Origin of the sequence: Pseudanabaena mucicola FACHB-723 (assembly GCF_014696385.1) — a bacterium.
GTDB lineage: Bacteria > Cyanobacteriota > Cyanobacteriia > Pseudanabaenales > Pseudanabaenaceae > Pseudanabaena.
This window is the reverse complement of the sequence record NZ_JACJQB010000005.1, coordinates 40,231-62,158: the sequence shown is the minus strand read 5'-3', so window position 1 is coordinate 62,158 and position 21,928 is coordinate 40,231. Positions and strand designations below refer to the sequence as shown.

At 43.4% G+C, this 21,928-nt stretch carries 21 protein-coding genes and 2 tRNA genes; 11 read left to right on the top strand and 12 right to left on the bottom strand.

From position 1 onward, the window contains the following. Nucleotides 1–3 precede the first annotated feature (3 nt). Entirely contained in the window at nucleotides 4–1,131 is a 1,128-nt protein-coding gene (locus H6F41_RS04555; protein WP_190402295.1) for a glycosyltransferase family 4 protein, read from the top strand. Between the two features lie 228 nt (nucleotides 1,132–1,359). Continuing rightward, nucleotides 1,360–2,085: a FecR family protein gene (locus H6F41_RS04550; RefSeq protein WP_190402294.1), complete on the top strand. Its 726-nt coding sequence runs from the start codon at nucleotides 1,360–1,362 to the stop codon at nucleotides 2,083–2,085. Between the two features lie 8 nt (nucleotides 2,086–2,093). On the opposite strand, the gene H6F41_RS04545 is transcribed toward H6F41_RS04550, so the two are convergent. From H6F41_RS04545 to H6F41_RS04535, 3 genes are read right to left on the bottom strand one after another with little or no spacing between them, the layout of a single operon-like run. Continuing rightward, entirely contained in the window at nucleotides 2,094–3,167 is a 1,074-nt protein-coding gene (locus tag H6F41_RS04545) for a hypothetical protein (protein WP_190402293.1), read from the bottom strand. Beyond that, nucleotides 3,164–3,985, bottom strand: a complete 822-nt coding sequence (locus tag H6F41_RS04540; protein WP_190402356.1) for a potassium channel family protein — start codon at nucleotides 3,983–3,985, stop codon at nucleotides 3,164–3,166. The genes H6F41_RS04545 and H6F41_RS04540 overlap by 4 nt, the downstream gene beginning before the upstream one ends. A 28-nt stretch (nucleotides 3,986–4,013) precedes the next feature. Then, the gene (locus H6F41_RS04535) at nucleotides 4,014–5,348 is read right to left on the bottom strand and encodes a TrkH family potassium uptake protein (RefSeq protein WP_190402292.1); all 1,335 of its coding nucleotides are present in this window, start codon (nucleotides 5,346–5,348) and stop codon (nucleotides 4,014–4,016) included. Nucleotides 5,349–5,647: 299 nt separating this feature from the next. Here H6F41_RS04535 and H6F41_RS04530 point away from each other — a divergent pair, with 299 nt between their 5' ends. After that, nucleotides 5,648–6,031, top strand: a complete 384-nt coding sequence (locus H6F41_RS04530) for a transcription initiation factor IIE subunit alpha family protein (RefSeq protein WP_190402291.1) — start codon at nucleotides 5,648–5,650, stop codon at nucleotides 6,029–6,031. Between the two features lie 139 nt (nucleotides 6,032–6,170). Further along, nucleotides 6,171–6,623 (top strand): NAD(P)H-quinone oxidoreductase subunit N, encoded by a 453-nt coding sequence (locus H6F41_RS04525; protein WP_190402290.1) that lies wholly within the window; start codon nucleotides 6,171–6,173, stop codon nucleotides 6,621–6,623. A 54-nt stretch (nucleotides 6,624–6,677) separates the two neighbouring features. On the opposite strand, the gene H6F41_RS04520 is transcribed toward H6F41_RS04525, so the two are convergent. Further along, nucleotides 6,678–8,015, bottom strand: a complete 1,338-nt coding sequence (locus H6F41_RS04520) for an efflux RND transporter periplasmic adaptor subunit (protein ID WP_190402289.1) — start codon at nucleotides 8,013–8,015, stop codon at nucleotides 6,678–6,680. Between the two features lie 317 nt (nucleotides 8,016–8,332). On the opposite strand from H6F41_RS04520, the gene H6F41_RS04515 reads away from it, so the two are divergent. The 5 genes from H6F41_RS04515 (at nucleotide 8,333) to H6F41_RS04495 (ending at nucleotide 12,354) form a co-directional block, all read left to right on the top strand. After that, on the top strand, nucleotides 8,333–9,331 hold the full coding sequence (locus H6F41_RS04515; RefSeq protein WP_322095873.1) for an adenylate/guanylate cyclase domain-containing protein: 999 nt from the start codon (nucleotides 8,333–8,335) through the stop codon (nucleotides 9,329–9,331). Nucleotides 9,332–9,406: 75 nt separating this feature from the next. Further along, nucleotides 9,407–10,759: a tRNA (N6-isopentenyl adenosine(37)-C2)-methylthiotransferase MiaB gene (gene miaB / locus H6F41_RS04510; protein WP_190402288.1), complete on the top strand. Its 1,353-nt coding sequence runs from the start codon at nucleotides 9,407–9,409 to the stop codon at nucleotides 10,757–10,759. Between the two features lie 76 nt (nucleotides 10,760–10,835). Continuing rightward, a tRNA-Lys gene (locus H6F41_RS04505) sits at nucleotides 10,836–10,907 on the top strand. Between the two features lie 155 nt (nucleotides 10,908–11,062). Further along, nucleotides 11,063–12,226 (top strand): glycosyltransferase family 4 protein, encoded by a 1,164-nt coding sequence (locus H6F41_RS04500; RefSeq protein WP_190402287.1) that lies wholly within the window; start codon nucleotides 11,063–11,065, stop codon nucleotides 12,224–12,226. A 54-nt stretch (nucleotides 12,227–12,280) separates the two neighbouring features. Further along, a tRNA-Arg gene (locus H6F41_RS04495) sits at nucleotides 12,281–12,354 on the top strand. Nucleotides 12,355–12,416: 62 nt separating this feature from the next. Here H6F41_RS04495 and H6F41_RS04490 read toward each other — a convergent pair. Beyond that, nucleotides 12,417–13,388, bottom strand: coding sequence for an aspartate carbamoyltransferase catalytic subunit (locus H6F41_RS04490; protein ID WP_190402286.1), 972 nt, complete (start codon nucleotides 13,386–13,388; stop codon nucleotides 12,417–12,419). Between the two features lie 443 nt (nucleotides 13,389–13,831). On the opposite strand from H6F41_RS04490, the gene H6F41_RS04485 reads away from it, so the two are divergent. Then, nucleotides 13,832–14,251, top strand: a complete 420-nt coding sequence (locus H6F41_RS04485; RefSeq protein WP_190402285.1) for a helix-turn-helix domain-containing protein — start codon at nucleotides 13,832–13,834, stop codon at nucleotides 14,249–14,251. Nucleotides 14,252–14,276: 25 nt separating this feature from the next. Here H6F41_RS04485 and H6F41_RS04480 read toward each other — a convergent pair whose 3' ends face one another. From H6F41_RS04480 to H6F41_RS04450, 7 genes are all read right to left on the bottom strand, one after another. After that, nucleotides 14,277–15,152, bottom strand: coding sequence for a HEAT repeat domain-containing protein (locus tag H6F41_RS04480; RefSeq protein WP_190402284.1), 876 nt, complete (start codon nucleotides 15,150–15,152; stop codon nucleotides 14,277–14,279). Between the two features lie 100 nt (nucleotides 15,153–15,252). Next, nucleotides 15,253–16,071: a HEAT repeat domain-containing protein gene (locus H6F41_RS04475; RefSeq protein WP_190402283.1), complete on the bottom strand. Its 819-nt coding sequence runs from the start codon at nucleotides 16,069–16,071 to the stop codon at nucleotides 15,253–15,255. A gap of 95 nt (nucleotides 16,072–16,166) precedes the next feature. Then, nucleotides 16,167–16,655, bottom strand: a complete 489-nt coding sequence (gene cpcA / locus H6F41_RS04470; protein ID WP_190402282.1) for a phycocyanin subunit alpha — start codon at nucleotides 16,653–16,655, stop codon at nucleotides 16,167–16,169. Between the two features lie 147 nt (nucleotides 16,656–16,802). Next, the gene (locus tag H6F41_RS04465; protein WP_190402281.1) at nucleotides 16,803–17,321 is read right to left on the bottom strand and encodes a phycocyanin subunit beta; all 519 of its coding nucleotides are present in this window, start codon (nucleotides 17,319–17,321) and stop codon (nucleotides 16,803–16,805) included. A gap of 528 nt (nucleotides 17,322–17,849) precedes the next feature. Continuing rightward, a complete protein-coding gene (gene glyQ, locus H6F41_RS04460; protein WP_190402280.1) occupies nucleotides 17,850–18,764 on the bottom strand; it encodes a glycine--tRNA ligase subunit alpha in 915 nt (304 codons plus the stop codon). 119 nt (nucleotides 18,765–18,883) lie between these two features. Next, nucleotides 18,884–20,041 (bottom strand): GAF domain-containing protein, encoded by a 1,158-nt coding sequence (locus H6F41_RS04455; protein WP_190402279.1) that lies wholly within the window; start codon nucleotides 20,039–20,041, stop codon nucleotides 18,884–18,886. Nucleotides 20,042–20,052: 11 nt separating this feature from the next. Next, nucleotides 20,053–20,706, bottom strand: a complete 654-nt coding sequence (locus H6F41_RS04450; protein ID WP_190402278.1) for a hypothetical protein — start codon at nucleotides 20,704–20,706, stop codon at nucleotides 20,053–20,055. 160 nt (nucleotides 20,707–20,866) lie between these two features. On the opposite strand from H6F41_RS04450, the gene argC reads away from it, so the two are divergent. Next, nucleotides 20,867–21,925 (top strand): N-acetyl-gamma-glutamyl-phosphate reductase, encoded by a 1,059-nt coding sequence (gene argC / locus H6F41_RS04445; protein WP_190402277.1) that lies wholly within the window; start codon nucleotides 20,867–20,869, stop codon nucleotides 21,923–21,925. Nucleotides 21,926–21,928: the final 3 nt, after the last annotated feature.

Here is a 21,928-nt window from a genome sequence, read left to right as displayed (position 1 = left end):
TACATGATTTTATCCAATAAAATTTATCATTGTTCTGCGAATATCGCAATCGCTGGAGGTGGGGTAAAAACCTATGTGGATAGTTTATATGCAACCATGCCAGATACATTTGGCACAGAAATCATTGCTCATCCGAAAGATTACGATCAAAGTGATTTTAAGCTGCTGCACATTCATGAAGCTAGTGCGGTATCTCAGATAAATAATTTCTGCCCTGTCGTTTTTACTGCCCATAATCATGATGTTTACTGTCCTAGTGGAACTAAGTATTTGTCGGTTAGTAAATCTTGCTGCGATCGCTTATTAAATACATGGGGATGTGCTTGGGGTCATGCTGTTGATGGTTGTGGTAGCCGTCGTCCTGCACAAATTATCACAAACTTAGTTAGAGCCAGTAATGAACTCAATGCGCTCAAAAAGCTTGGTGTTTTGACGATCGCAAATAGTGATTATGTGCGATCACAATTAATTGCCAATGGTTTACCTGAGTCACAGGTAGTAACTTTACGGTGTGGGATCGCTGAAGCCCCAGTTGAGCACTTTCCCCTAGAGCAGTCCATTCATGATCAAAAACACATTCTATTTATGGGTAGAATTGTGCCAGAGAAGGGCTTAGATTGGTTGTTGCAAACCATGCCATTATTGGATCCCAAGATTCATCTTGATATTGCTGGTGAAGGATGGGCGATGCCTCAAATGCGGCAGCTAGCAGAGAAATTGAACATTAATGATCGCATTACATGGCATGGCTGGTGTCAAAACGAGAGACTAGAGAATTTGTATCGCCAGAGCTTTGCGGTAGTTTTTCCGAGTGTCTGGCCAGAGCCTGCGGGACTAGTTACACTAGAGTCCTATGCGAGATTTCGTGCTGTAATTGCTAGCGATGTTGGTGGTATTCCTGAGCATATTCAAGATGGAAAGACAGGAATTTTAGTTAAGCCCAATGATAAGCAACAACTTGCGATCGCAATAATGGATTTGGCAAATAATTTTGAAAAATCTCGTAAAATTGGCATTAATGGCAATGCTTTATTTCATCAGGAATTCAGCCTTTCCATACATGCTAAAAGATTAAAGAAGATTTATGACATGGCAATCACTCAATTTACACAGAGAAGTTATGGTGTTTAGGAAATAAGAGCATAAAACTTTTTGTTTTGATTGAGGAGTCATCTAGTCATAATGTTAAAAAATTGCAGAATTGCAAAATTTCTAAATCCACTCCTAATCATTCCACTTAGCCTTTCTATTGATTTCCTCCCACTTAGTTTCTTATCACAACATCTTTTAGAAACACAATGTGCCTCAGCCCAAAATAGTATTCAAGTAAGAACTGATCAATGGCTGAGGGTCGAGAAGATGTCTGGGAATGTAATCTATAGAAATTTGTATAACTATGCTAATCGACCTGCGCGAGTTGGAGATCGGTTACAGGTGGCAAGCGATGAAATCTCCACAGGCGCAAATAGCGCCGTCGTGTTGCAGGTAGATACGGGCATTGGGCTAATCTACATAGAAGAAAATACAACCATTCGCCTACTTTCGTTAAAAATCGCACCTGACAACGGACGTATTGTGAATCTGTCTGTACCAAGAGGCAAAGCAAGATTACAGGTTCGCCGCTTTACCAACCGAGGTTCTCAATTAAATATTCAAACTCCTTCAGGAATCAGTGGGGTTAGGGGTACTAGCTATATTGTCCAGAGCGATCCTAGTGGAAATACTGTGCTGACTACTCTCAGTGGAAGTGTGGCTACTTCAGCTCAAAACCGCACCGAGATCGTCAATGGGGGACAGCAAAATCGGATGGTGGTGGGCGATCCACCATCGCCGCCAATGCCAATTGATAACGATGTTAGCCTGCGCTACACAATTGAGCGAAGGGTATCAGGTATCGAGCGCTCGATTATTTTTGTTGGCTATACTAGCCGCTTTAATTTTGTGAGTGTCAATGGTGTTGAACAATCTTTAGATCGTGATGGCAGATTTATGAGCAAGCTACCAGTAACCTCTAACCTGAAAGCAAGAGTCATTGTCAGGACTACGACAGGCATTACCAGAAGCTACGAAGTGCCAATTCTTTAAATATGCATTTATAGGTCTCGCTTGGCGGATTCAGCTAAAAAATCCCTCAAACGGCGTGAGATTAACTCGCGGCTCCCCATTCTTCGTCCCAGTTCTTTTTCTAATGCACCCACTGGTGTTAGATTTTGAGGCGCACGCGGATCACGGGTAGGATGGGAAGCATATTGAGGAATTAGGTATGTACTTTGATCGGCAATCACTTTAGCGCGTTCCAAAGGAATTGCACCATCAAGGTCAATGCGAATAATGCCATGGAGGTCGTGATAGCCCAATTTCTTATAGTTCAAGTCTGGGCTACCCGATCGTAAATACCAGCTTAGATTCGAGCCACTGCTACTAGAAATCCGAAAAATTGGGGTGCGCTCACCAACTTTTAGCGATCGCATTACTTGGGCATTTTCTCCCTTGAGATAGGCTTTACCCATCGTCTTAACATAGCCAATTGTGTCATAGGGGGTTTGATAAACCCGATAGAGTAATGGTCCATCGCGCACAATCAAAGTATTTTCTTTAATGAGATCTTTATTGAGAGAGAGCGCATTGGCAATGCGAAGTTCTTCATCTAGCATTTCTCCCTGCACTAATTGTGACGGTGTATCGGGCTGATTATTGCTACTAGTCAGGCAGCGATCATAGACTAAATTGCCACGTCCACTCATCGGTGAGGGAACTGTGGTTACAGGCGGGGTAAGATTACCACCCAAAGCGATAATTCTGGTTACTTCTGTCGCTACACATTTAGCTCGGCTAATCGTGCGATCGACTAGTACCGCTCCTACCGAAATCGTCGCAAAGGCTCCGTAGAGAATCTCATCATCACGTCGCCCCAAAAAATTGGCATCGATGCGTAATCTGCCATCGATAAATAAAATTTGTGGGGGTAGCGCAGGAGCACTCACCGCTCGAATTGGTTGCCATTCACTATTGCAAAACTCAAATTCCGTATTTACCTTGTCACTGGTGGGAATCTCTTCAGGATTGATGCTAACTGGTGCGTCATAGCTAATATTCCAAGGCTCTAAGCGAATATTGTAAGCACTCCAAAAGTCTTCAGTCAGTACTTTGACAAGGTTCGTAGTCATTTGAGTTTTACTTCTGATGATTGATGCAATGGTAGCTGAGTTGTTCCAGAAGTTCCATCACTATTCAGTAAATCACAGGAAATTGGTAAACGACTAATGTTTTTGTTACTGCCAATCACCACAATTGCTGAACCTTTGACCAGTTTTTGATTGGGATCAGGATTAATTTCAAATTTTTGATCGTGACTTACCGCAATCACATTCACACCATAATGACCCCGCAGCTTTAGTTCAAGAATGGTCTTACCGTCAAATTCTTCAGGAACCATCACTTCCACAATGCTATTGTCTGGGTCAAGTTCAAAGCGTTCTAAAATACCGCGTTGAGTTAGGGATCGTGCCAGCGCTCTACCCATTTCGGCTTCAGGGTAAACCACCAGATCTGCGCCAACTTTTTTGAGTAATGTGCCATGCACCTCTGACGAAGCCTTTGCAATCACATGCTTTACGCCCGCCTCCTTGACATTGAGGGTGGTAATAATGCTCTCTTCCAAGAAGTTGCCGATCGCCACAATCACTGTATCAATTTCCAGCATACCCGACTCTTTTAAGGCCAGTGGATTGGTGGAATCTAACTGGATGCAGTGGGCAGCGAGGTTATGCGCTCGTACATAGCTGACGCTCTCCTCCTCCTTATCAGCAGCCAAAACCTCATGCCCCAGTCGATCAAGGGTCGAACAAACAGATCGACCAAATCGCCCCAATCCAATTACCCCAAATTGCTTGTTCTCATGGCGAAGACTCCGAAAAAAGCTAAGAGAAGATATATCCACAAAATTTTCCTGTGTTTGTTTATCTGTTGAGTTTGTTAATTTGATATTTTAGAGGCGAATAAGCCCTCCCAGCTTATCCCACCAGCATTGACTCTTGAGGGTATTTGAGAAGGCTAGGGCGATGCGTGGTAAATACTGCTGCCATCAGCAACAATACGCCAACTCGCCCAATATACATGGTGGCAATAATTACCAGTTGGCCAGCCCAAGACAGAGAAGATGTAATGCCTGTGGATAAACCAACGGTAGCAAAAGCGGAAGTTGCTTCAAATAAAATATTGATAAAGCTAATATTGCGATCGGTTATCGACAGTAACCCAGTGGAACAGATCACTGTAAATAGCGAACCTACCGCAACACCTACAGCTTTGAGGATGAGACCATTTGGCACTTGCAATTTATATAAATTCACCTCATCTAGTCCTTTTAATGCTGCACCTGTACAACTCGCCAAAATTCTTGCAGTTGTAGTTTTAATGCCGCCGCCAGTGCCTCCAGGGCTAGCACCAATAAACATTAACGCAATTGATACAAATATCCCTGTCGTTGTCATCTTGCCATTGTCAATCGTATTAAATCCTGCGGTGCGGGTACTAACCGCTTGAAACCACGCGCCAATGATTTGATCAAATAATGGTAGTTTGCCTAATGTTTCACTGTTATTAAATTCGGTAAACCAGATCGCCAAAGTACCTAATACTATTAAAACGATGGTGGTGCTAGTAACCACACAAAAAGTCAGACTAAAAGAAATGTATTCACGATTGCGGGAAAGTTTGGTTCTTAGCCACAGATAACCCTCTAAAATCACCTGATAGCCAATCCCACCAAAGATAATCAATAAGCCAATGATGATATTGAGGCTAGGGGTATTCACGTAACCCATGAGGTTGTCAGAAAACAAGCTAAACCCTGCATTATTAAAAGCACTGACGCTATTAAAGATGGCATGCCAGACGCTCTCTTGAAAACTCATTTTTTGGTTAAAAATCGGAATTAAGGCGATCGCACCCGTTAGTTCTAACAGTAGGGTAGTAGCAATAATTGATTTCACTAATTGCAAACCGCCACGAATTCCTTTTGTGTCAAGGGATTGCTGGAGAGTGATTTTATCCCGTAAGCTAAACTTGCGCCCAATCAGGATGAGCAGAATCGAGGTGGAGGTCATATATCCTAAACCGCCGATCTGGAATAGCAGCAGCAGGATAATTTGTCCCCATATCGAATAAAATTTGCTAACATCAACGACCGATAGCCCTGTAACACATACAGCAGAAGTAGCTGTAAATAGTGATGTAATCGGATCAGACCAATTCCCACTGCTAGAGGATATCGGTAGCATCAATAGAAATGCGCCAAAGGAAATGACAGCCAAGAATCCGAAACAAATTGTTCTAGCGGGGTTCACGTTTGTTTTGCAGATATCACATAAGAAGTAATTCTATAAGTAGCTAGGTGCAATTAAATAGCTAAATGTAATTAAAACAAAAAATTAGAGCGTGAGTGACTCACGCTTCTGGGTTTTAAGATTATTTATACTGAACTAATTAAATATAAAAAACTAAAATCTGTGGTGCATTCGCTACATTTTTAGGCATGTTCGCGATTACCCTATGGCTCACTGTGGTTAACCATACCCAGTGACAGAATGGCAAGTTTAAACAAGAGTGTTACGATCGCTACAGGTAAATACAGGGACGAAAACTCATGAGATACTACACATTTGGCAATAATTTCCCCAGTGGTGGCGGCGATGATGATCGTTGGTCAGGTGTGCGCTTTTGGCTAAAGGCTTTACTAATTTTTTGGGCGTTTAGTGCGCTCGGTCTAGGCTGGTTAGTCAACTCTTTTTTCATTTTGATTGGTTTAATTACAGTTGTCCCTGTAATTGCCTTTTTCGGTTTGCAATGGTGGGCAAAGCGCAGCATTGTCACGGCGGAATGTCCTGTATGTAGCTCTACATTTACTGCGTCAAGGTCAAGTCAGTTTCAATGCCCTAGCTGTGGAGAGCCTTTACAAGAAGAAAAAAATAAATTTGTGCGATTAACTCCCCCTGGCACGATTGATATTGATGTTCAAGTCGTTGATTAATTCTAATTATGTAGCCCATAGAAATTTTTGAAAGCGCCGCGAAGCGGCGCTTTCAAAAATTTTTATGGGTTTTAATTCAGCGCTTTGCGCTGTAAAATACCCGTAGCTCTATATTTAGCATTTCGCATAGGATGTCGCCATGCCATTAATTGCAACCGATAAAATTGTCAAAGACCTCGAAAAAGCAGGCGCTTTAGCAATGCGCGTTCCTCCTGAAGGTGGTTATGAAGGTCGCTACCAACTGCGGCTGAAGAATGCAGGTTATGAAATTCTATTTATTACGGCACGGGGACTAGGTGATGTCAGCAGCTATCTCACCGATGTGCATGGTGTACGTCCCTCGCACCTTGGCAAAACTGAGATTCGCACATATTTCATCCCACCTGCAATTCAGTTTCGCCTCAATGCCTTGCCTCCAAAATCGAAAGGGTTAGTTGTATGGCTGATTGAAGGAAAATATCTCTCTAAGGAAGAATTAGAAACTCTTAGTCAAATCCCCGATCGCGATCCACGGGTCAAAATCGTGATTGAAGTCGGCAGCGATCGCCAAGTAACTTGGGAATCTCTCAAACAATCGAATGCCGCCGCATAGATAATTCTCTAGCATAACAATCAAAAAGAGTCGCTTAGCGACTCTTTTTGATTGTTATGGCTTTTTGTTATCTGGGAGCTTTACAAATATGCGCTCCCCGACTTTTGCACCGCTCAAAATCTGAGTTTGGTTATCCACAGTCGTACCGATGGTCACGGGGCGAAATTGTGATTTACCCTGCTCATCGGCAATGAGTAAGCCTGTTTTCCCTTCCTGTGTGACGATTGCCACCGTCGGTACAACTAAAGCATTATCAATTTTTTGACCAATAAAGCGGATATCAGCATTCATCCCCGATTGCAATTTATCTTTGCCCGTTTCCAATGCGACACGGACTTGAAAAGATGTCACATTCTGCTCAATGATTGCTTCAGGTGCAATCAAACGGACTTTGCCTTTAAAAACCTGAGTGGGAAAAGCATCAGCAATAATTTCGACCTCTTGCCCAATCTTAATCTGGGCAATATCGACTTCAGGCACTTTGGCAATGATCTCTAAGCCATTTGCGATCGCAACAATCGAAGTCGATGTCGAGGAATTAGTTGACGAGGCACTAGTCGTCGGCGTAACAAATGCCCCAGCATTAGCATATTTTTGGGTGATGATCCCTGCAAAAGGAGCGCGAATAATCGTATCTTCCAGTTGGACTTCTACAGCCCGAATACCTGCGATCGCCTGTGCTAACTGTGCTTCTGCTTGGGCAATATCTTCAGGACGGCTACCATTGCGTAATTCTTCAAATTGGCGGGTTGCTTCTGCCAGATTTGCTTGAGCGCTCAGCAGATCTGCTTGGGTGCTGCGATCATCAGTCAACACTTCATCAAACCGATCCCGGGAAATCGCTCCCTCAGTTTGTAAATCTCGAAAGCGGGCAGTTCGCATATTTGTTAAAGCTAATCGCGATCGCACTGCCTCCAAACGACCACGAGCTGACTCTACCCTCGCTTGGGCTGCCGCAATATCTTCAGGACGATTACCATTGCGTAACTTTGCTAAATTTGCTTCACTTGCCGCCGCACTCGCCTGTGCCTGATATAGTTGGGGCAGCAAATTAGAATTGTCCATACGGGCAATTACTTGCCCCTGACGCACCCTAGCTCCCTGTTCCACCAATAGCTCCATCAATGTACCTGCTTGCTTGGGGCTGAGGTTGACAGTTTCAATGGGAACAACTGAGCCGCTTGATTTGATTTTGACTGCTAAGGATTTTGACTCAACTAATTCAGTGTTGTCATTCACCGTCGTTGATTTTTGTCCTAGCCCACTCAAGACACGAAAGGCAAAAAAGCCACCACCTAACAACACAATCACTAAAATTGTCACTAGCCAAGGTTTCTGCCAAGGACTTTTAATTTTGCTGTTTTCTTGCTTTTGGGAAACGGTAGTTTGCATCGGGATTTTGCCTAATCGAAAGCTAATAGAGAAGATTATGCTTGTTTAAGTAATCTATGGTATTGCTGCCACTTTAGCATCGACCCACAGGATCAGAAGATAAAAGTAGCAGATAGAAACATGGTCTTACAAATGCTTTGCGATCGCGATATCTTGGTAGATACAGCCAGTCAATAATGAGTAACTGGGCGCAATAAATACAAAATTCTAAAACCTGTGGTGCACGCCACAGGTTTTAGATCTGATTTTTGATTATGCCTAGCTACTTACATAGCTACTGATACGTAAATAATTCACATTTGGGGATCAATAACTTTGTGAGTGAGCCGATTACAGATTGTAATGAAATACCGCATATTTTGCTGCACAAACCTCAAGGTACAATGCAGATTCCCCTAATGAATGCCTATGCTTGGACATTGGGACGCAGCTCAGACAATGATATTCCTCTGTCCGACAGATGTGCTTCGCGCAATCACGCCATGTTTCAAATGGTTGGCGCAAATAATTACTTTTTGATTGACTTGGGTAGTCGCAATGGTTCTTTTGTAAATGGCAAGCGCGTCACCATTCCTGTGAGTCTAAAAAATGGCGATCACATTATCCTTGGCGAAACCAACATTGAATTTTACTGTCCTGAAGATAAGATTGCGGAGGAAAAAGCTCCTGAAAATAGTGACACAGCAGCAACAGCAGTTCTCCATACGCGGCAACTAATTACAGTTCTAGTGGTTGATATTCGCGACTTTACACAATTAACCCAACAAATGGATGAACAGATTCTTTCGGAGGTAATTGGTACATGGTTTCGACGAGCTGGGCAGATTATCGATCGGCACGGTAGTTGGGTAGACAAATATATTGGTGATGCAGTAATGACGGTTTGGATTCATCAAACGGGTAAAACCGCCGATATTGTAGCCACCCAAGACATGCTCAAGGTGTATCGAGCCCTTTACGAGATTTATCAAATGAGTGATGAACTAAATCAGCATTTTGCACTACCACTGCCGATTCGGGTTGGCGCGGGAATCAATACAGGCTATGCGATGGTCGGACAAATGGGAACTAGTGAGCATCCTGACTACACCGCCCTTGGTGATACGGTCAATGCCGCTTTCAGGTTGGAATCATCCACGAAGCAAATGGGCAAAGATATTGCGATCGGTGCTGCTACCTATAGTCACACACCCTATGCTGCCGTCCTACTCCCCTTCAAGCAATATTCAGTTGAATTAAAAGGCTACAGCAGCCCTAGCATCACCTATGCTGGAGCATTCGATGATTTGAGAGCTTACCTCGAAAAATTAGCGTGATTCATGCAGTTTTAATATCTTGCTGAAAGATATTAGAATAGAACAGCAATCTTTTCGGCTTGGTTAAACACTTTCATGACTGCTCAGAAATATCACATCGTTACCTTCGGCTGCCAAATGAATAAAGCCGACTCTGAACGCATGGCAGGCGTTTTAGAAAATATGGGCTATCAGTCAACTGAAGAAAGTGAAGAAGCCGATTTAATTTTGTATAACACTTGCAGCATCCGTGACAATGCAGAACAGAAAGTTTATTCGTATTTGGGGCGACAGGCAAAGCGTAAACGCGATAACCCCAACCTAACCCTTGTCGTGGCGGGTTGCGTTGCCCAACAAGAAGGTGAAGCATTGCTCAGACGAGTACCTGAACTCGATCTCGTCATGGGTCCACAGCATGTCAATCGCCTTGGCGATCTGCTCGAACAGGTTTTTAATGGCAATCAAGTTGCCGCCACCGAAGAAGCCTACATCGAAGAAGATATCACCACCCCACGGCGCAATAGCTCGGTATCAGCTTGGGTGAATGTGATCTATGGCTGCAATGAAAACTGTACCTATTGCATTGTGCCGTCAGTACGTGGCAGGGAGCAATCACGCACGCCGCAGGTAATCCGCCAAGAAATCGAGAATTTGGCAGCACAGGGTTACAAAGAGATTACTTTGCTGGGGCAAAATATTGATGCCTATGGTCGTGACCTTCCTGCGGGCGGCATCGGAGCAGGAGTAGGCGGCAAGATTACTTTCACGGACTTGTTGTACTACGTCCATGATGTCGAAGGCATCGATCGCATTCGCTATGCCACCAGCCATCCGCGCTATTTTAGTCCCCGCCTGATCAAAGCCTGTGCGGAATTGCCCAAGGTTTGTGAACATTTCCATATTCCTTTTCAATCGGGCGATAACGATATCCTCAAGGCAATGGCGCGGGGATATACCCATGAACGTTATCGCCGCATCATTGATGATATTCGCGAGATTATGCCCGATGCGGCAATTACTGCCGATGCGATTGTGGCTTTTCCGGGAGAGACTGAGGAACAGTTTGAGCGTACTGTTCAATTAGTTAATGATATTGGCTTTGATTTGGTGAATACTGCTGCCTACTCACCCCGTCCCGGCACACCTGCGGCGGTTTGGGAAAATCAGTTGAGTGAAGAAGTCAAAAATGATCGTTTGCAACGTCTTAACCATGCGGTTAATCAAAATGCGGCTTTGCGATCGCAGCGTTATGCAGGACGGATCGAAGAAATCATGATTGAAGGGACAAATCACAAGAACCCTAATCAAGTCATGGGACGGACGCGCACCAATCGCATCGCCTTTACTGAAAACACGACAGGCAAATCATTAGCTGAGCTAATCGGTCAAACAGTCTCTATAAGAATTACTGAAGTAAGACCTTTCAGTTTAACTGGTGTAATTTGCTAAGTGCATGTTAGACTAGTCAAGCGCGTAAACGACATAAGCAAAAGGCAAGCGCAAAACGTCGTCTACAAGCGAGATTGGGTCACTAACTCAATGGTAGAGTACTCGGCTTTTAACCGATTTGCTCCGGGTTCGAATCCCGGGTGACCCATAAAATTAATAACAAAAAAGGAAATGGCATAGTCATCTCCTTTTTTGTTATTAATCGCTTTTTTAATTGCTGTTCATAGGCAAAAATATAGATGCGCTAATTCGTGCCGCCGCGACTTTTGGTATTATACCTCTGGTAATTATGTGGTGTAATTCATGCATATTGCATGGCTAGGGAAAAAATCGCCTGCGTGCGGCAACGTGACCTATAGTCGCGAAATTACAAATGCCTTACTCGATCGCGGACATCGAGTTAGCTTTATGCATTTCGCACCTGAGTCTGACAACGAACATGCTGAAAGTATCAGTTTGGAAGATCCAGAGACCCAAGATGTCACCCTACCATTCCTCTATAAGTCAACTATTTATACAGTCCCGTCCCTTCGTGCCAACAAAATTCTGATCGATTCTTTGAGATCGTTAAAGCCCGATCTCGTTCATGCCTCCCTTGCGATCTCACCACTCGATTTCCGTCTACCAGAAATTTGTGCCGAACTCGATTTACCGCTAGTCGCGACATTTCATCAACCCTTTGATCTCAAGAGGCGCAATCTTGCTTCTAGTACGCAGCAACTCACCTATCAAATTTATGCGCCATCTCTTGCGGATTACAACCAAGTTATTATCTTCTCTAATATTCAAAAAGAACTGCTCAACAAATTAGGTGTTCCTAATACTAGAATCGCGGTAATTCCCAATGGTGTTGATAGTGATCGCTATTCTCCCGGAGCATCAAATATTAAGGAAGAGTTGCAAGCAGAGCGACTATTTCTTTATCAGGGGCGCTTGGCGGCAGAAAAAAATGTTGAGGCTTTGCTCAAGGCATGGCGCAAAGCGAAGATGCCCGAAGGTTGCAAACTAGCAATTGTTGGGACTGGCCCCTTATTAGCAAGTTTAAAGACTTTCTACGGCAATGACCCTAGCATTATTTGGATGGGTTATATTGCTGATGAGCAGAGGCGGATTGATATTTTACGAGGCACGGATGTGTTTATTTTACCTTCGCTAGTAGAAGGACTATCACTATCGTTACTAGAAGCGATGTCCTGCGGTGTGGCATGTATTGCTACTGATGTGGGGGCGGATGGTGAGGTGATTGAAAATGGCGCGGGTATTATTCTTGACTCACACAAAGTTACATCTCAACTTTGCATACTGCTCCCTCTATTCGCTGAACATCCCGAAATGTCAAAAATCATTGGCATGAAGGCAAGACAGAGGGTTTTAGATCGCTATACCCTCGTCAAAAATATTGATCGTCTAGAATCTCTATATGAGCAAACTATGAGTCAACAGTGGGTCAGGGTCAGCGCATTCTAAACTATTGCCAAAACTATGGGGTTTGTTGTATTATAATAAGCCGTGAATTTGTTTGGGCTAGTAGCTCAGTTGTATAGAGCAATCGCCTTCTAAGCGATCGGTCGATGGTTAGAGTCCATCCTAGCCTGTTCCTTTAAATCCTTATATTAAGTAGCAATGCAAATTTTACCAGTAAAATTTGCATTGCTACTTAAATTGCTGTGCCGAGTAAATATAACAAGCTCATCCTGATCGCTACACCGTTAGTTACCTGTTTATCAATCAAGCTTAAACGAGGATCATCCATTAGGTCGGAGCTAATCTCCACGCCACGATTGACAGGGCCGGGATGTAAAACTTGGACATTGGCTGCACATTTGGCAATGCGATCGCGGGTTATGCCATACCGCGCATGATATTCTCGCAAGCTGGGAATCAGGAACTGACCCATCCGCTCCATTTGCAAGCGCAAAGTCATCACAAAATCTGCATCCTCAAGGGCTGGCTCAAGGGAATAGTGAATTTTTGCGCCATATTCGGCAAACTCTGGCGGTAGTAATGTTGGTGGTGCAGCTAGATGTACTTCGGCTCCATTGGTGGCTAAGCTCCATAGATTGGAGCGCGCTACCCGTGAATGCAAAATGTCACCAACAATCGCTACTTTCTTGCCCTTCAGATCTTTGGCTGTCGGTGCAGTGGGGTTAAGGTACATGCATAGGGTCAGTAGGTCTAACAATGCTTGAGATGGATGTTCGTGTTTGCCATCGCCAGCATTGAGAATGGCGACTTTACCGCCACTAAGGGCATCCATATCCCTTGCGATCGCTAATGGTACACCTGCTGACTGGTGACGAATCACCATAATGTCTGTACCCATTGCCAAAAAAGTGCGGGCGGTATCAAGAATTGTCTCGCCCTTAGAAAGCGAAGATGTCCCAGGGGCAAAGTTTAATGTATCTGCCGATAGACGCTTAGCAGCTAGCTCAAAACTGTTACGAGTACGGGTTGAAGATTCAAAAAATAAGTTGGCGACAACTTTGCTCTGCAAGGTTGGCACTTTTTTATTTCGTCGTGACAGTACTTCTAAAAAGCTAACGGCTGTTTGCAGAACCGTTTCATAATCATTCTGGGTAAAGTCGGCCAGCGAGATTACATGTCGGCGCTGCCAAGTAAGTTCAGTCATGGTACTTTATCTTCTGAACTAGGAAATCATGCGATGCATCATCAGCACACCAATGGGGGCTGGAGCAACCATATCGTCTGGGAGGAAAGCACGGGAGCTAACCAACACGAGAGTAAATAAAAATATGGCGAAAATAATTAATGGTGCGATGTACTGACGAAAAAATGGCACGGCTTTAGATCGTAGATGACGCTTACATTGTCTATGATAACGTTTCAGACTAAAAAATTAGTAGTTTAGTTTTTTGATGATTAGTTTAGAGTCCATATTTACTTATTGAGATAGAATTATGCAGTGATGTTAGATTAACTCGCCTTTTCAAAATCTTAGGACTTCTACGAACGGATTGTGGGGGCAAATCGTGACCTGTCTCCACTAACAATTGCGGTCTCAAGTGATTTTTGCCTAAGTCCTAAATCTAACAAAATTGTTGATACTAAAAAATGCCACCAAGGTTACAAGTCAAAAACGAAGATTGCTCACCATTAGGGCTGTATGTGCTGCAATATTTAGAAGAGCAAGACATCAGCATGAATCATTTGGCGGAATTGGCGGGAGTGCCACAGCCAAGGCTGCGAGGAGCTTGTTTTAAAGGAACTTGTCCAACACCTGAAACCCTCAGGAAACTTGCCAAAGTGATGGGAAATCACCATTTGGAGCTGTATACCCTAGCCTATCAGGGCAGAATTGAACAGGTTCCTGAAGATGTAGATGATAATCTATTGGATATTTTGATACGTCAAATGTTAGAAACAGCACGGGAACTTAACTTAGCCATGCCGAAGACACAACCATCTAAGGCGAAAATCCGTAAAGCCTTAATAGAATTAGGGTTTAGGGAAAAAAGAGAAGAATTTTTGTAATCAAGCGATTGCACGGATTAAAAAGTTAAGTATTCTGCTCAGAGCTTGCCGTAGCAACCACAGCCGCTAAGTCTTGAAAACGACTTGGATCACCTTCATAACCTCTTTCAGTTCTTTCTTGACGCTTAATTTCGTACAGATTATTTAAAATCACCTCCCAGTCATTTTGAGTTAACGGAGATTGCTGGGATGGAGATGTCAAAACTTGATACTTAGGAGAATGCTCATACGAAGCATGGGAATTAGTTTTTAGATTCTCTAGGTGTTGTTGCAGCATTTTTTGGGCATACCATACGCGACCACGCACTGCTAAACTCTCGTCATTGCAAGACATCAAGTTGAATTGAGTTTGAATACATGCCCGCCAGTCTGGATGGATATCTGCGATCGCAATTGCTAAGGATTGCAGACCAACTACAGCCGCATAGCGAACCACCCATTCTTCATCCTGCTGCGCAACGAATAACAAGGCTTCTAGAGCCTCTGCTTGGGCTATTTCCCGCAGTTCATGAGGAAACCAATGCCATTTCATTGTGCCTAATCCTTTGACTGCTGCCCGACGGACACTCATCGCAAAGTCAGCCGTCGCCACCCCAATCAAAGTAACTAAACCTCTAGGATCACCAATTCCAGCTAAAGCTCGAATTGCCCATGAGCGTGCTGTGTAGTTGTGCATATCCAACAGTTCGAGCAAAGCAGGAACCGCAGGATCTCCCAATAGAATTAATCCATCTACAGCCGCAACTGCTGCACCAGGGTTATTGTAACTAAGTGCCTCAATCAAGGTGGGAATAGCACCTTCTAATCGAGCTGCCGCTAAATTCTGAACTGATTGGACAAGTAGTCTTGAAGAATCAGATTCTTCTACAGCTTTAATAAGTTGAGAAAGGCGATCAGTCATATATAGATAGAGATAAGAGAAGCTCTTGGCGATTCTTTACTTTACAATAAATTCGTCGCTTACTGCGCGGGCAACACAAGCTTTTAATGGTGTTAAAAGGCTAGAGCAATTCATCCATCAATGTCATAACTTTGATAGCACCATCGGTAAGGTCGGGAGGTGTGGCACAAACAATTTGTTTTTCCAATAGACCTTTGAGAGAAATTAATTTTAAGCTGTTTTCGGCCATGGTGTTACTAATTGCTTCTGCGGCTCCTAAATAGCCGATCGCGCCCAAATCAGTAAGCACAGTGCGGCGTAACTGTAAATCTTTATGGTTTAATGCCGACACCAGACGTTCTCCATATTGCTCAGCAAGGTCTGGCTCTGATAATTGATACATTGCTCTTGCTGCTGCATACTGCACTCTGGGAATGGGATGATCTAAAAATGGCAAAATATAGGGAATTGCGACCACTGCCCCCAAGCTTCCCAGTGCTTCGAGAAAAGCATCAAAGGGTTCTTCAGTCTCAATATCAGCACTCGTTTTTGAATTGGAATTTTTGATTAATTCAACTAATTTAGGTACACAGGTGTGATCTCCCAGAATCTCTAAGGCTTGGGCGGCGGCTTCGCGCACATAAAAATCATCACAATCTAAAGATTGAATCAAGGCAGGCACAGCACGACAATCTCCCAATTTTCCTAATGCCCTCGCTGCATTACGTCGCAATGGATAGCCACCTGCTTCAGTGCGATCGGCTTCATCTGACAAAGCAATGATCAATAAATCAATTGCTTCTGGTACATTCACCCGAAAGCGACCTAACCACCATGCGGCATATACCCGCAAACCCAAATCGTCACTTTGTAAATTTGCGATCGCTTGTTCAATGGTTAACGGGTTATCATCTGGGATATCAGACTCGGCATTTATCATCTTTTTAATTTCTAAGCAAAGCAATGTTTTTCAAAAATATATTAAAAAACAAAAAGCACCCCCGGTGGGGTGCTTTTTGTTTTTTCTAGAAAGAATTAGCTAAGAGCATTGATTGCATAATCAATATAGGAGTTTGCTTCAACAGCAGAGTCTCCGCTCAAACCATGGTTAGCCTTGATGTACTTCAAAGCTTCAACGTACCAGCTAGGAGAAAGATCAAAGGTGCGGTTGATTTCAGCGATACCAGCAACCAAGTAATCATCCATTGGACCTGTACCACCAACTACGCAGCAGTATGTAACCATACGCAAGTAGTAACCGATGTCACGTACGCACTTGTCCTTACCAGTTTGGCTGGAAGCGTAGTTAGGACCAGTCATGGTGGTGGTGTAAGGGAACTTACTGTATACAGCATTAGCAGCGCCATTAGCCAAAGAATCAGCCTTCTCGCTCAAAACACGAGCAGCAGCCAAGCCTGCGGTTGCTTGACGAAAACGACCGAAAGCAACTTGAGTTTCGGTAGAGCTGAGGAAACGGCCTTGAGAATCGGCGGCTGATACTGCTTCGGTTAAAGGGGTTTTCATTGTGAAATATTCTCCAAAATAATCTTGATAAGAGTTTTGTTAAGCGCAATGCATTAATTACAATGCGGAAGGGGATTGTTTGAGTAATTCAGATAGTCATTAACCGTCTAGATCAACTAGAGACTGATTAAGGACTAATCGTCAGAACTAAGCAACAGCAGCAGCAGCCTTGTCGAAGTAGCTACCAACTTCGCTCATTAGAGCAGAGCAATCACCACGGGTAACACCGTTAGCATCGTTAGCAATTGCGATCGCAGCATCTTTCATCTTTTGTACGCCAACAGCAACGGAAGCACCAGGAGTACCAAGAGCCAAGTATGTTTCGCGAAGGCCGTTCAAGCAACGATCTTCCAAGATGCTTGCATCGCCAGCGTAGATAGCATAGGTGACATAGCGCAAGATAATTTCCATGTCACGCAAACAAGCAGCCATACGACGGCTGGTGTATGCATTTCCACCAGGAGAGATCAAAGAAGGTTGTTCCGCAAACAAAGAACGAGCAGCATCGGCAACGATCTTAGAAGAATTGCTGGTGATACGGTTTACGGTGTCCAAACGCTTGTTGCTTTCTGCAACCATAGCGGTTAGAGCATCCAATTGAGCTGAGCTAATGTAAGCACCTCTAGAATCGGCTTGGGATACTACCTTTGCAAATGCATCGAACATATACTGTTATCTCCAGTTTTTTTGTGTAATTATTTTTTATGTTTAGGATCACACCGAATCGCTAAAGAGCAAGTTCTGTGCTACCGATCTAAATACTATCCGATCTTTCAATCGAAAAACTTAGAAAAATCTTTGTTTTTAAATAGCTGGAGAAATCCGAATAAATTATTAAAAACAGATAATTGCATGAACTGCATTTCTGCTTTGCTAATTTAATTTCCAACCTATTTGTTTATACTATGTCGTTGGAACGTTTTTCATTACAGATTGTCACAAATTATGACGGGTTGTTTCAAAAACTCCAAAAACCTTGCAGCATAAGCCTTAGCAATTCTGACAATTTCACGACATAAACTAAAAGCCTCACTAAAGTGAGGCTTTGTTATGAAGGTTAGCCATAGGCTTTGGTTTTTCGCTGAGCGAGAAATACAGGCCATCAAATCCAGCTAAGTAGCTATAATTAAAATCCAGATCTAAAGACTGTGGCGCACGCTGCGCGTGCGCCACAGTCTTTAGGGTTTTACTTACTTAGACTGGTAATGTTAGTTCAGCGCCGAGGGGAAAGCCTAATGCTTCGCGCTGGTTATAGTAAAGCTTGGCGACCTGTCGGGCTAAATTGCGAATGCGGCCGATATAGCGTGTCCGCTCGGTGACAGAAATGACCCCACGCGCATCAAGTAAATTAAAAGAGTGGGAACATTTTAAAACATAGTCAAAAGCTGGCAACACTAACTCAGATTCGAGCAAATGTCCTGCTTCCTTTTCATATTGCAGAAATAGTTGGAATAGTAGATCAGACTCTTGCGGTTTACCGCCAAAATTGCCGAAGTTATAGGCGCTATGCTCGACTTCGCCTTGGTGATGCACCTGCCCATATTTAATATCGCCTAGCTCTGGGTGCGATCGCCAAACGATATCGTAAACTGAGTCCACCCCTTGCAGGTACATGACTAGACGCTCTAGACCATAGGTGATTTCCGCAGAGACAGGACGGCAATCTAAACCACCAACTTGCTGAAAATAGGTAAATTGCGTGACTTCCATACCATCTAGCCAGACTTCCCAGCCCACACCCCAAGCGCCAAGGGTTGGGGATTCCCAGTCGTCTTCTACAAAGCGAATATCATGATCGGCGGGATCGATTCCTAAATGCTTGAGACTATTGAGATATTGATCTAAAACGTCATCGGGGGAAGGCTTGAGAATTACTTGAAATTGATAGTAATGTTGCAAACGGTTGGGATTCTCTCCATAGCGCCCATCGGTGGGACGACGACATGGTTCCACATAGGCAACACTCCAAGGCTCAGGTCCAATTGCTCTCAAAAAAGTATGCGGACTCATCGTGCCTGCACCCTTTTCGGTGTCGTAGGGTTGAGCAATCAGACAGCCTCGATCGCTCCAATACTTTTGCAACGCCAAAATAACCGACTGAAAATCCATGCTTTACAGGGCAATAACACTTTTAAATCATTTTTTATCCTATCAGCGATCGCAGCGAAAAATTAAGTAGTTACCTAGAAGCTTTGCTGCCCACTAAGTGGGTAGCAAAGCTTCTAGGGTTATGGTGATTTGGGTATTAGTAAGCCATTCAATAGCTGCCGAATTTCCTGCTGGGCTTCACTTATTTGTTGTACTTGATATTGAAGAATCGAAATTTCATGTAATTTTTGCTGCAAACCTTCAACTAGCTCACTGACTTTCTGTTGTAAATATTCAATTTTACGTTGAGATTCATGTTGAGATTCACCTTGATATTGACTTTGAACATTGTATTGAGATTTATTCTCTAAAATATCTTCTAGGGTTTGTGATTCTAGGTCAATTTCGTACTTAAAAACTTCTGATCTATAGGGTTTATTTCTATTGGCAAAACTATAGGGCGAAAGAGGAAAGCTTTGCTCGATTATTTTCTGTTCCAGCTTTTCCATGGCAATGTTAACAGCATGATCGAGTGGATTATCTGATTTTTTGTAATGCATTCTGTCAAGGCTAAGATTCTCTTGATCATCAACTATCAAAAAGTTACTAGCAAGGGTGATCTCTTCTGAGTAAAAATTTTTTTCTAATGGATCGACTGAATTACCTTCCTCTATTAATTCTGTTCTTTTTGCCCAAAATTCTGCTTTTTCAATAGTTTGCTGAAGATTTTGCTGATTCGCATCGTATAAATGAGGAAACTGTAGTTTTAATTCCCAATTTTGCAGACATTGTCCCAAAACCTGTGCTAAGTCAAACAATAGATGGGACTCTTCTAATTCCCATTGTTTGGGGTGATGACTCTGCACCAATGCCCATCCCCAAATATTGTTATGGGATAACAGGTCAAGTCTAATCGGCGCTGACATCATCGCTTTTACTTGTGTTTCCTGCCATTGCTGATGAATGCTGACATCCGCATCGATTTGCGTAACATCAGGACAAATGAAGGTGCGATCGCAGCCTACATTTGTAACTGAATTGATCCCTAAGTAATGGATTGAATAAATGCGATCTTTAATACTTTGTACGTCTGGAGAAATCGCTTCAACTAAGATATGCCCTTTTTGGGTGTTGAGCATCTGATAAATGACGATGCGACTAGCATTGAGTCTGCTACCGAGACTAGTCAAAAATATCTTTAGTAACTCCTCAGGACTTTGACAAGACAGCATCGCTAGGGCAATTAGTTCATGCTCTAGTTTGTGATTGGAATAGAGAGATGACGGAATCTCATTCATGTTCTATTTCTTTAAGTCCATGATTTAGCAATCTGCCAAGCCTGATGCCCAATGCCCAATCCAATTATGCAACAACTGGTCAAAATTCCAATTACTACCCAAGGCTTTCGCTTTTTGGTTAGAAAATCTCCCACAAAGGCGATCGCAGTTACACCCACCCATGCCACGATTGCTAAAACTATTAGTTCAAATTTTACACTAGCTAAAAAGATCAATCCACCAATAATTAATAATCCACTTAGTAGGTAGCTCCATTTCATGAGGGCAAAGTCGGCAAAGGCAGTCAAGGTCGGTAATATGGTGACAACAATAAAACTTGCGATCGCTAAATATTGGTGCTTAGGAAAAGTCAGCAGCACTGAAAGAAAGTAACCGATACAGGTATAGCTTCCCATAATCATAAATATCCATACCCAACTCACCCCCAATTGTGGCAAAGATGGTTTGGGGAAGTGTGGATGAATCGGTCTAGTTGATTCGGATTGACGTGATCTAAAGAATTTGGGTTGAGGCAACTTCAGATTTAGGGGTATCAGCTCTCTCAGTCTGGGTCTAGGCAAATCATTACTAGCCTGATTTGTCTTTGGCGCATTTTGCTGATCGTCAGGCTGCGGCGATGGTGTTATGGGTTGTTGACTTGGAGAATCGTCAGACGGTTTTGCCATAGGACTTTGCCAAATATATTCTTTGCATGTCTGCAATACTTTGTTGTAGTATTTGGGCGCTAAGCATTTAGATAAGTTTGCCGCGATCGTGTCAGGTCAAATTGTTAACCCGAACACAAAAGCCTGTTTAATACTTTTTTGACTTTAATGGAGTGAATATATGGTCTCACAGGATCGAGTCCCCGTAGGTATTATTGGTGCATCGGGCTATGGCGGTATCCAATTAGTTCGATTGCTGCTAGATCATCCATTAGTAAATATTACTTACATGGGTGGGAGTGGTTCTGTGGGGCAAAACTTTGCGGATTTATATCCCCATATTGCCCATGCGGTTAGTTTACCCATCGAAAATTTAGAACCCGATGCGATCGCAGAACGCTGTAAGGTCGTCTTTTTATCTTTGCCCAATGGTCTAGCCAGTAAGATTGCCCCCCGTCTTTTGGCGAAGGGTTGTAAAGTTCTCGATTTATCCGCAGACTATCGCTTTACCGATCTGCAAGTCTATGAGTCTTGGTATAAAGAGGCTCGAACTGATGCGGATGTGAATGCTAAGGCTGTGTATGGTCTGCCCGAAATTTATCGCGATCGGATTGCCACGGCAGATCTGGTGGGCTGTGCAGGGTGTTATCCCACGGCAAGTTTATTGGCTTTACAACCTTTACTCAAGCAGGGTTTAGTCGATCCAAGTACGATCATCATTGACGCGAAGTCTGGTACATCGGGTGGTGGTCGTCAGCCGAAAACAAATTTATTACTTGCTGAAGCCGATGGCTCTCTCGCTGCCTATGGTATCGCTAGCCATCGCCATACTCCCGAAATCGAACAAATTTGTAGTGATATGGCGGGTCAAGAGGTATTAGTCCAATTTACACCGCACTTAATTCCGATGATTCGCGGTATTCTCTCGACGGTATACGCCAAGCTGCGCGACCCCGGCTTAGTCAAAGATGATGTTTTAACTATCTATAAATCTTTTTATCGCAACTCTGAATGGGTCAAGGTTTTGCCGAAAAATACTTTCCCTCAGACCAAATGGGCGCTCGGCACAAATCTTTGTTATCTCGGTGTAGAGGTAGATGAGCGCACAGGTCGAGTGATCGTTGTTTCGGCGATCGATAACTTGATGAAGGGGCAAGCTGCCCAAGCTGTGCAATGTATGAACATCATGATGGGTTGGGAAGAGTCATTAGCTTTGCCTAAGCTTACTTTCTATCCATAGCGC

Bases quoted from the DNA above. Each gene is read 5' to 3' on its own strand.
- glyQ (WP_190402280.1), bottom strand. From the start codon at position 18,764: ATGGATTTTCAGTCGGTTATTTTGGCGTTGCAAAAGTATTGGAGCGAT.
- H6F41_RS04480 (WP_190402284.1), bottom strand. From the start codon at position 15,152: ATGACTGATCGCCTTTCTCAACTTATTAAAGCTGTAGAAGAATCTGAT.
- H6F41_RS04525 (WP_190402290.1), top strand. From the start codon at position 6,171: ATGCCATTAATTGCAACCGATAAAATTGTCAAAGACCTCGAAAAAGCA.
- miaB (WP_190402288.1), top strand. From the start codon at position 9,407: ATGACTGCTCAGAAATATCACATCGTTACCTTCGGCTGCCAAATGAAT.
- H6F41_RS04475 (WP_190402283.1), bottom strand. From the start codon at position 16,071: ATGATAAATGCCGAGTCTGATATCCCAGATGATAACCCGTTAACCATT.
- H6F41_RS04455 (WP_190402279.1), bottom strand. From the start codon at position 20,041: ATGAATGAGATTCCGTCATCTCTCTATTCCAATCACAAACTAGAGCAT.
- cpcA (WP_190402282.1), bottom strand. From the start codon at position 16,655: ATGAAAACCCCTTTAACCGAAGCAGTATCAGCCGCCGATTCTCAAGGC.
- H6F41_RS04485 (WP_190402285.1), top strand. From the start codon at position 13,832: ATGCCACCAAGGTTACAAGTCAAAAACGAAGATTGCTCACCATTAGGG.
- H6F41_RS04520 (WP_190402289.1), bottom strand. From the start codon at position 8,015: ATGCAAACTACCGTTTCCCAAAAGCAAGAAAACAGCAAAATTAAAAGT.
- H6F41_RS04450 (WP_190402278.1), bottom strand. From the start codon at position 20,706: ATGGCAAAACCGTCTGACGATTCTCCAAGTCAACAACCCATAACACCA.
- H6F41_RS04490 (WP_190402286.1), bottom strand. From the start codon at position 13,388: ATGACTGAACTTACTTGGCAGCGCCGACATGTAATCTCGCTGGCCGAC.
- H6F41_RS04550 (WP_190402294.1), top strand. From the start codon at position 1,360: ATGTCTGGGAATGTAATCTATAGAAATTTGTATAACTATGCTAATCGA.
- H6F41_RS04465 (WP_190402281.1), bottom strand. From the start codon at position 17,321: ATGTTCGATGCATTTGCAAAGGTAGTATCCCAAGCCGATTCTAGAGGT.
- H6F41_RS04530 (WP_190402291.1), top strand. From the start codon at position 5,648: ATGAGATACTACACATTTGGCAATAATTTCCCCAGTGGTGGCGGCGAT.
- H6F41_RS04545 (WP_190402293.1), bottom strand. From the start codon at position 3,167: ATGACTACGAACCTTGTCAAAGTACTGACTGAAGACTTTTGGAGTGCT.
- H6F41_RS04500 (WP_190402287.1), top strand. From the start codon at position 11,063: ATGCATATTGCATGGCTAGGGAAAAAATCGCCTGCGTGCGGCAACGTG.
- argC (WP_190402277.1), top strand. From the start codon at position 20,867: ATGGTCTCACAGGATCGAGTCCCCGTAGGTATTATTGGTGCATCGGGC.
- H6F41_RS04555 (WP_190402295.1), top strand. From the start codon at position 4: ATGATTTTATCCAATAAAATTTATCATTGTTCTGCGAATATCGCAATC.